General features: G+C 50.9%; 5 protein-coding genes. 3 read left to right on the top strand and 2 right to left on the bottom strand.

What is annotated here, in order from left to right:
• Together ACXJ5O_RS16835 and ACXJ5O_RS16830 are read right to left on the bottom strand one after the other, a co-directional pair.
• Positions 1–1644, bottom strand: a 1644-nt coding sequence (locus ACXJ5O_RS16835; protein ID WP_457300888.1) for a hypothetical protein, incomplete at its 3' end; no start/stop codon positions are given.
• Between the two features lie 105 nt (positions 1645–1749).
• Entirely contained in the window at positions 1750–2658 is a 909-nt protein-coding gene (locus tag ACXJ5O_RS16830) for a hypothetical protein (protein WP_457300887.1), read from the bottom strand.
• A gap of 666 nt (positions 2659–3324) precedes the next feature.
• Here ACXJ5O_RS16830 and ACXJ5O_RS16825 point away from each other — a divergent pair.
• The 3 genes from ACXJ5O_RS16825 (at position 3325) to ACXJ5O_RS16815 (ending at position 5560) form a co-directional block, all read left to right on the top strand.
• Positions 3325–4134 (top strand): LuxR C-terminal-related transcriptional regulator, encoded by an 810-nt coding sequence (locus tag ACXJ5O_RS16825; protein ID WP_457300886.1) that lies wholly within the window; start codon positions 3325–3327, stop codon positions 4132–4134.
• A gap of 6 nt (positions 4135–4140) precedes the next feature.
• A complete protein-coding gene (locus ACXJ5O_RS16820; protein WP_271892734.1) occupies positions 4141–4623 on the top strand; it encodes a hypothetical protein in 483 nt (160 codons plus the stop codon).
• A 676-nt stretch (positions 4624–5299) separates the two neighbouring features.
• On the top strand, positions 5300–5560 hold the full coding sequence (locus tag ACXJ5O_RS16815; RefSeq protein WP_457300885.1) for a hypothetical protein: 261 nt from the start codon (positions 5300–5302) through the stop codon (positions 5558–5560).
• The last annotated feature ends 351 nt before the right edge of the window (positions 5561–5911 follow it).

Raw genomic sequence — 5911 nt, 5'->3', positions numbered from 1 at the left:
GACATTCACCTGCTGGACGTAATTGAGATCGTAGACATTGCCGGAGATATAGAGGACACGCAGACCTTCGATTCCCTCCAGGATCTGATCCCCGTGAAATCCGTCCGGCATGTTGTAGTGGCCATTGGCGAGCCCGTTCATGGCCTCGAGATAATGCGACGGAAGACAGGTAGCCCAGTTGGTGGTATCGCCACTTTCGATGCTGGCCGAGTTCCACAACAGGTTATCGCTCGAGGACAAAGCCCCATTATATTCGCCGGCGCCGCCGCCGGTGGTGAACTTGTCGTTGTCAAACAGGATGTTCGTCTGGAAAATGAAGTTGCCATCGTAGAGATGGCCGCCGATCATAACCAGATCATAGGACTTGCAAAGCTCGGCAAAAGATGCCGAATTCACCTGCATATTTCCACCCGTGACGATAGACGTGTAGACACCGCTGGAGGTCAGGACATGCGTGTCATTGTCCGACATGAAATTGTACTGGGAGATCCAGTTCATCTGGATCAGATCGCCATTAACGACAGTGATCTGCCAGTTTTGTGGAAACACCGATGCTTCACTGGGTGCGTCGGCTGGTTGCGCACTATCTAAATGATGGGCGAAACTCGCGATGTTCATGGCATTTGTCGATGGCTGGCATAGGGATTGTTGTCCTGCGAAGCCATTTTCGAACGTATCAGTATCGCTGTAGGCGTTCGTCTGAACGATCGCATCGATGTGATAGTAGTTGCCTCCAACTGCAAAATGCGCGCCAACCGAATTCACGCTGTTCAGGACGACCTCATTCACCATGAGGTTGCCGCCCGCATGAACGGTTACTGACCCGACAACATCCTCGCTGCTGATTACTGTGGGCTCAGTGGTGGTGATTGTTCCTGGAGAATTGGCGGCTTCACCAGGCTTCAACAGGTTCGGAATGTAGTCGTCGAAAATCGGAGCTGTTGTCGTCTCAACGCCGTTGACGTAGAGGCCATCTAGCGTGGGTGCGGCAATGACAGTGACGCCTGCGGTCGAGGCCAGTGGACCATCCGCTGCTGCGTGAATGTTCGCGGTTTCATTGGCAAAGAATTGCGCCATGTCGCTTACGCCCGGCACATGATCTGTTGTAAACGCATTGGAGATCGAGAACGCATTCGCAGAGAGGTGCGCGAACGCCGCATCATCGGCAAAATCGAGATTGACGGGCACTTTTGTGCCCATGATGACGACGTCGTTGTCCTGCAGATGGCTTGTCTGTTTGAGGACGACCGAAGTTTCCGATGGACCTTGGCCAAAATAAGGGCCCGGCTCGCTGGCTATGCTGAAACCAGATCCGGAAGAATGCAAATGCGTGTGATGATGCGGCAGCCTGACGGCGTGCGGATCAACTTCGATCGGATCAACACTCACCCATGGCATCATGACTTCGCCCACAGGCGACCATGGCATTGGCGTATAGTGCAAACTAGGCTGGTATGAACCGGGATCGAAATGTTGATCCGGCGACGTTTCAACGGTCAAGATGCCGTTGAGATGCGGACCACCCTCTGGGGCCGCCTTGAATTCGCGATATTCGATGCGCTCTCGCGCTGCTTCGATCGAAGTGTGAAAATAGCCCACGAAGTGTGCGATGGATTCTGAAATCTGATCGCCAAACCCAAGCATCTTGATAGTTCCCCCGCAAATCATCTGCTTTGCTCTGACATGCTGGTCTGCGCAAGTTTTGCGCAGACCATCGTCAAAGCTGGCAGTTTCGCCTTGTTGTTATTTTTATACGGAGTCKCTGTCGCCGACGGAGGTGTGTGTGTAGTCGCCGTTGATGACGGTTGCATCGAAGGCGTTCTGCTGCAGATTGGCACCGAGAACGATTTCCTGCGTAAAGGCCGAGGAGGCGAGTTCTGCACCTGCACCTGCGGAGCTTGCCCCAGACAGATCGTCGCCAGCACCAAAATCGCCGGAACCATGGCCACCGAAGAAGCTGCTTTCAAGGCCGCCCCAGCCGCCGTCATCCGTGCCGATGCCATCGCCGGCATGTGCGATGCCGCCAGTTGCCCCTGCATTGACACTGCCGGAATTGGCTTGGCTTACACCGGAGAGAGAATCATTGTCGACGAGATCGACAACCTGGTTCAACGCAAAGCCGGTGTTTGTGCCCGCACCGTTAAATGCATTGTTGAAGACGTTGTCGAAGTGAACGTCGTTGCCCGGATCGAAATTGATGCTGCCCGAATCTGTCAGGAACAGGTTGTCGAAGGTGTTACCTGTAAGGTCGAGATCGGCAAAATCGTTATCGGTGGGCAGAAAGCCGTCCAGACCGAGATCGACCGATACATGCACATCCGTAGTCGATGTGTTGGAGTTGGCATTGGCGTTAGCATTGGAGTTGTGATTGTCACTCTCGTTGAAGTTACCGTTGGCATTGAGATTGCCATTAAGGTTACCATTGAGATTGCCGTTACCATTCCCGTTCAGATTAAGATTGTCTGAACTCGAATGCTGATCCTGGCTCTGGCCTTGGCCCTGTCCTTGACCTTGTGCTTCCAACTGTCCCTGGGCCTGCAACTGGAGAGCCAGCGCTGCAGCTGCTGCGGATGCAGCAGCATCTGAATCGGCAGATGCCGATGGATCGCCATTGTTACCTGGGTGCCAGTTGTATTGATTGTTTTTGTTTCCACTCATGATTATTTCTCCGATTTTTGATCGGAGCGAGCAAAACCTCTATGCATTTCAAACGAGGTTACGATGCAGGCTCCATATGCCGTCAGATTCAAGCAAACAAAAGCCGTCGATGCAGGATTTTGCGATGGGCAAAATACTTCATATCGAGACACGGTACTTATGTTTACTGGTTGATACTTGGACTATCCCAAACTGCTACTACAAAACCCAAGCCAGCGGACGTTATGCCGCGAAGGCTCCAATCGAAAGCTACCAATTTTGCTTAGACCCCCTGGCTGCGTCCCGATGCGCGAGTTGCCCCTCTGCCTAGTCCTTAAGTTATGAGCGTCTACGGTCGTTTTTTCTAAGCACGGCGCTCCAAATGGGCGCAAAGAAGGGGCAACTACAAGTTCGGTATAATTAATATTGGGGAGGCCAAGGCCCGGACAACCACTGTCTTTGCACGCGAAATCGGTTTCAAGAGTTCGAATCGGCCCAGAATTCATCCCATGCTTATGTCACGACCGCGTCACGCGGCATTTATTAATCCTCTATTAATCAACACGGGTAGCGGGGGCTTACTGTCAGGTTGAGGCAAATGAATAAAAGAACTTATTGGACTAAGCGAAAACGCAAATAAATCCTGAAGAGAAATACTCTTCTCATCAAAGGGCGTAGGGAACTATTATGAGTGGAACAACACCTGACCATATTCATTATGCATCGAAGATTGAGGGCGACTCAAAATTCAAAAGCGGCATATTCATCTATGCCGAATCGGGAGTGGTATTTCAGGGCCTGGTTCAATCCCTGGAAAGAACATTTCCCGATATCGATGTTCACCTTTCCAGCAAATTCGTCGAATTCGAAAAGTTTGATGAAGATGTTGGTCTCGTGCTTATTCACAGTGGCTTTGTCGCCGATGTAGCCGAATGCATTGCTCGTTTCAAAAAGCGCTTTCCCAGCGCATCGATCACAATGATGATCGATGAAAACAGCGCCGGTTTACAAGAGTTGAACAGCCTGTTCGACAACCGACAGGTCCAGGGACTTCTCCCTTTCAGTCTCAAACTCGATATCTGGCTGGCCGTAATCTGGCTGCTGCTGAATGGTGGTGAATATTATCCTTCGGCTATCATACGTTCAATCGAGAAGAACGCCGGCGGTCACGCCAATGCTTTCGGCAACCAAGCAAAAAATAGTTCCGGTGTCGTCAAGCAGATCAAGACGCTGACACTCCGCGAAACTCAGATCCTGGAGCTTCTGTCGGAAGGTCTGCAAAACAAGATCATTGCGGATCGCCTGTCGCTCTCCGAACACACCGTCAAGGTTCATGTGCATAATCTTATTCGCAAGCTTCGGGTTCACAATCGCACCCAGGCTGCAGCGGTATACCGGAACAGCATGGACCAGGAGGCGTACCAGCCCCCTTTTAAAGCGTACGRTACGGGGATGGGTCGCGTGGACGGCTCGCTTGAGATGGCCCGGGCCGTATAAGTCAAAATGTCCCGCATTAATGACGTATTGATGCTGGTGGGCAAACTCAACTATACGTGGACGAACACCGAAAGCCTGTTCATCTACCTGATTGCCCACCTGCTTAGCACCAACAAGGAAGCTGCAACCGTCATCTTCCTGACCTTGAACACGACGAGAGCCCGTATCGATCTGCTGGAGCGTTTGGCAAAAATTCGCTCGACAAGTCCGGAAACCAAAAGTGCCGTACTAACGATAACCAGCAGAATGACGCGCGAGCAGCGTCTGCGAAACAAATACAACCATTGTATCTATTCTTTTGATGAGACAGGCAGCATTGCATCGACCCAACTGATGCGAATCGTCGACATGGACGACAATCTCAAATACGGAAAAGTCGAAGCGCTGGACGATGCCGAGATGAAGCGAATTCAAGCGACAATCGACGCTGTCATCGACGTGAATAAATCGATCTGGGCATTCATAAAGCTCAAAAATATCCAGGTCTGACGCGCCAGGCGCACAAGCGCCACAAGTAATATCGGGAAATTAATCGCTCACTTCAAACGCGACGGCCCCTGTTTCTGGAGCTATAATAATTATTACTATGGTTTCGCTAGTACTGTTAATCAATTTTAATTATTGACGAAAAGTCAATATACTATAACTTATTTGTCAAAAGCGAATCAAAAAAACTAGGAAACAAAGAAGAGTTATAAATACAAATATAGTATTTTTTCCGAATATCCGTATTTGTACTGCGTTGTAACTATTGGTACTTCTTGGTGGGACAAGGGGAGCGCAGGTTATATGGCATATAACCACGCTCTTGGTAGTAATGCCTTGAGTTTTTCGGAACTGCCGAGGCAAATAGAGAAATGAATGGGGTCGTTGGGGGGCCCGAGTTATGCCGTATAGAAGAAAACCGCTGAACGAACAGCGGAGAAAAAACACAATGGGAACGGGCCGCCTTCTCCATGAGATGGCGTCCTTTATCCCTGCGATTGCCGGGCTCACCGTCCAGTTCCCGGCATCGGCCAGAACTTTCCTGGCCACGCGTGGCAAAGAGTTTCTCCGTTGCGCATCCAGATCCAAGGCAGAAGGCAGTTGCCGAGCATAGCGCCGGCCCTGCCCCAGGCCAACGAACAGGAAAAGCAATCTCACGCAACATTTGCCAAGGGTATTCATGCGAAATCGCCTGCAGACATTCTGCCCCTCAAAGACAGTGCATTCACGCATCGTGAATGCACTGTGGATCGAGTTTGGCGGAACCCCGTGGAACATGCCGCCTGATTGGGAGCCCGAGCGTGCGTGGGCGCGACAGCTTGACCTGACGCTGATTCCCAATCTCGGTCCGATGTCCGTCGCAATTCTCGATCAATGGCTTGCCGCCGACGATGATGCCGAAAGCGACGATGACACCGAACGGCCCGGCGGTGCAGAGTAGAACTCTTCCTGGAAAATTTTGAGCAAGGCACCAAAGAAAAACGCGCCCTGGAGGGGGGCGCGCAATGCGTGGCTTTCACCTGTCGTTTTCTGAACTTTATTTTGTAACTAAACCCCCAACTAAACCAGTGCTACGCCGAAATTCTGAGTTTACTGTTTATATAATATTTAGAATTCCGGCGTAGGTCCCCCACTGACTGCCCGCTTGCTCCCACACGCTTGAATGCTTTTTTGTTTTGTTTTCATGCGTTAAACTTGCGACCATGGGATGAGATTATGTTTCACAGCGTTACGCAAGCGTGACTCAAATGCCTTTTTTGGGTGTTTTTTCAAGAAGTCCGGTAATTAATTG

The organism is Phyllobacterium sp. P5_D12 (genome assembly GCF_054049495.1).
Note: the sequence above shows the minus strand (reverse complement) of the source record. Positions and strands in the feature narration are given on the sequence as shown.